The 3334-nt window shown below is 54.9% G+C and carries 2 protein-coding genes and 1 pseudogene; 2 read left to right on the top strand and 1 reads right to left on the bottom strand.

Annotation, left to right across the window (positions count from 1 at the left end):
• Together EXE44_RS16210 and EXE44_RS16205 are read left to right on the top strand one after the other, a co-directional pair.
• A pseudogene (locus tag EXE44_RS16210) lies at positions 1 to 900 on the top strand (hypothetical protein); the annotation flags it as partial.
• A gap of 71 nt (positions 901 to 971) precedes the next feature.
• The gene (locus EXE44_RS16205) at positions 972 to 2009 is read left to right on the top strand and encodes a restriction endonuclease (RefSeq protein ID WP_092919570.1); all 1038 of its coding nucleotides are present in this window, start codon (positions 972 to 974) and stop codon (positions 2007 to 2009) included.
• A 15-nt stretch (positions 2010 to 2024) separates the two neighbouring features.
• Here the strand turns inward: EXE44_RS16205 and EXE44_RS16200 are convergent, their stop codons facing one another.
• Entirely contained in the window at positions 2025 to 2894 is an 870-nt protein-coding gene (locus EXE44_RS16200) for a DNA adenine methylase (protein ID WP_092919572.1), read from the bottom strand.
• Between the last annotated feature and the right edge of the window lie 440 nt (positions 2895 to 3334).

The following is a 3334-nucleotide window of genomic DNA, read 5'->3' as shown; positions in this document are numbered from 1 at the left end:
GTTCGAGCAGTTCTGTCGCGAGTACCTCCCCGTCGAGATGTGGGAGTGGGAAAACGAGGAAGCAATCCGGCGGTGTAACTCCGAGAGCTTCTCTGGGCATGACTTCGAGGTTTTTGGCTACACGGTCGACGTGAAGTCATCGCGGGACGTCTCGGCCTTCCTTCCCGAGTCGCTCGTTGAACGAGATCCCGACGACGACATCGTGGTAATGGTCTGGCATCGGGACAACGAGGACTACTCGGGTGGGAGCGACTCGAGACGCTGAAATCGAAGGTCGAAACGGAAAAGGCGTTCTCGGGCGAGTCCCCGGAAAAACTCGACCACCTCGCGGCCCGCCCGATGAACGAACTGATCGACCTCGGTCCTAACACCGCCCACATGAATCAGAAGCCGGAGAATCCGTTCTCACCAGGGGATCGGGTGGTGAAGGCTGGCGACTCGGAGGCGTCAGTGGGGATCGTCATCGAGGTACTGCCGCCGGAGCAGAACACCGGCGCGTTCGGACACGAAATGGACGGGGAAGCGGTGCGGGTCGCGTTCCCGAGTTCGCTCGACGAGGGACCAGGTGCGTGGCGGGACTACCACCCCGCGATCCTCGCGTCGTACTGTGACGACCAGGACGTCAAGCTCTGGACGTACAAACACGAGAACCTCGCATTCGCAGACAACCCGTATGTCCCAGGAGATCAGGTGGTCAAGACCAGCCACAGCGATCCGGACACGGCCGTCGTGGTGGAAGGCTCTGAGGAGCGTGGCGATGACAACGTGGCAGTCGCGTTCTTGGGTGATTTCGAGGAGAAGGACGTATCGCCGGGAGAGCTTTCGAAGCACTGTGAGGAGAGCGGGATCAAGTATTACACGTACGAGTATTCTGAACTGGATTTTACAACGCAAGACTGATCCAGCTGCTGTAACGTACTGGTTGCTCTGGCAGGAGGATTTTTGTTCAGCGGTGAAAACTTCGATCTTGAATGAAAGCATCGACGGCGAAAGAGGAACTGCTCGATAAAGGGTTACAGATCGACCACGAGCAGTTCGAGCAGCTCTGTAAAATGGTGATCGAGCGGGCAGAGCCAACTCGTGAACTCGAGCTAACACCGTTCCGTGGCGATGGTGGCATCGATATTCACGCGGTCATCGACCGAGAACTATTCCATGCCCGGCTCGGCGTACAAGCAAAACAGTATGCTACTGGAAACACCGTCGGCGCCCGCACCCTCCGTGGATTTAAAGGTGCACTCTCAGAGCAGCAGTATCATATCGGAACGGTGATCACAACGTCCTCGTTCACTTCTGGAGCCGAGACAAGCGCAGACCAAGATTTCATCCGACTGATCGACGGTGACCGGCTCACGGACATCATGATCGAGAGCAGTATCGGCGTCGTTACAGACGACGAATCATACGAACTCGATCCCACGTTCTGGAGTGCGTTCGAGAAACCGGAGCGCACCGATACTATTCCGTCACTAGAGGTGCCACAGGCAGACAATTTCAGCGTGATACGTACTGTTATCCAGGCGGTTGGATCGGGTTCGGATATTAAGCCCGAGATCGCAGAATACGTTCGAAGACAGAGGGATACAGACACGTTTAATCCGCGGCAAGCGGATTATTACGGTATCGCCGCGTGGCTCCTCCAGTTTCTCCACAAAGAACAGGAGGTCGAAATCGACAACCACACGATCCGTCGTTGGGGACTCACCCGACTCGGTGAGGAATACCTCACGTACCTCGATCGTGGCGATCGAGAATCCGCGGATAACCTCCTCACACAGCAGATCCATGACGTCGAGATCATCTCCCGTGTATACGCTCAACTAGAAGAAGACGGTACTCTCTCCCGACGTGATATTACGAATATCCTCGCTGCCGAAACGGATCTCTCGGATTCAACCACTCGTCGACGCGCCCGAACCGTTGGCGAGTGGCTCGTTTGCCTCCCTGAAATCACGACGAGTGGCCGGGGATCTGAGCAACAATACGTGCTGGACTCAACGCCACGTTGAGTGATTTCCGACGGCTCACTCTGTAAAGTCGGAGAGAGTCTTTCGTCGTTGCGCCTCTGCTGGAACGTTTGTAATGAGAACTTCTGAGACCTCCCCGCGACTACTGGCATCGCTATTTATAACACGAGTAGCATCCACGTATCTGATCGAGAACACGTCGTAGTCTTCGTATAACTCCGTGATTGGCGGCGAGTTAGAGAGGATCACGGAAACGTCCATTTCCGTGAGTTCGATCACGACATCGCGAAGTCGGCGTTGATCCTCTCGGTCGAATCCCTCTGCTTGGTACGAATTGAAATCCGCAGTTTTCGACACCGGTTCGTACGGCGGATCGAAATACACAAGATCGCCCCTAGAAGCCTCATCAACGACGTAGCTGAAATCCGTATTGAACACGGCCGTGTCTTGGAGGACACGCGATGCCTTTCGGATCCGCTGTTCTTGTACCCAATCTGGATCTGAATACCGCCCGAAAGAGACGTTAAATTCGCCGTCACTGTTCTCCCGATACAATCCGTTGAAACACGTCCGATTTAGATATAATAGTAAGCTTGCCTCTCGGACCCGCTCGTCTTGTGTCAGAGCCGACTGTGTGAGGAACTCATTGAACTCCGACCGAGCGTCGTAGTAGTATTCTTCAGTATGCTCGTGTGTCTTGTTCTCGGAAATGAGGGCGTCCGGTTGGTCTCGGACGATCTCATAAAACGTTGTTAACCGCGTATTTAGATCGTTTATCGTCCCGTCGTCAGGATCCTGCTGAAAAAAGACTGCGCCGCCCCCTACGAACGGTTCGTGATACGCCTCATATGAGATCGGAAACAGTGCCGTAATCTCTGAGAGAAGCTGGCGCTTCCCACCCGCCCATTTTAAAATCGGCTCCACCATTCAGTACAAATCTCCTCGGTATTAGCAAAAAACTGTCTCGTTGGGGTAGTATAGACACTTGAGATGTGGTTTAGAGGCCCGTCAGCCGCAGCACGACTGTATCGTACTCTATCGGGCTTTGAGTCGAAGAGACGGACGGAGGGGGGTGCGTCCAGCAAACCAACGAGGTACTCAACTGCGATACCAGTGCCGTAACACGAGACACGATCCCAGAGTCGCCTCTGTATCGAATCCAACACTCGTATTCATCTCTTCAGGGTCATTCTTCGCCGGGAGGGGGGGTGCGTCCGGCAACGGACCGCAGCGAATGACGCTTCGAGAATAGTCGGCCCACAACGTTTTTTGACCTCCTCCCGCGCCTGAAGACGCGGGAATCCCACCACGGTGCTCTGTTGAATCCGCAGAAGGCGACGGGATAGCGTCGCTCTGAAGGTGGAAGC

Source organism: Halorubrum sp. SS7, from assembly GCF_005435055.1.
Classification (GTDB): domain Archaea; phylum Halobacteriota; class Halobacteria; order Halobacteriales; family Haloferacaceae; genus Halorubrum; species Halorubrum salinarum.
The sequence above is the reverse complement of the archived record's forward strand: the minus strand, read 5'-3'. Positions and strand labels throughout refer to the sequence as shown.

What these genes read in the sequence shown, in the direction of transcription:
- EXE44_RS16205 (WP_092919570.1), top strand. Translation starts at nt 972, where the DNA reads ATGAAAGCATCGACGGCGAAAGAGGAACTGCTCGATAAAGGGTTACAG.
- EXE44_RS16200 (WP_092919572.1), bottom strand. Translation starts at nt 2,894, where the DNA reads ATGGTGGAGCCGATTTTAAAATGGGCGGGTGGGAAGCGCCAGCTTCTC.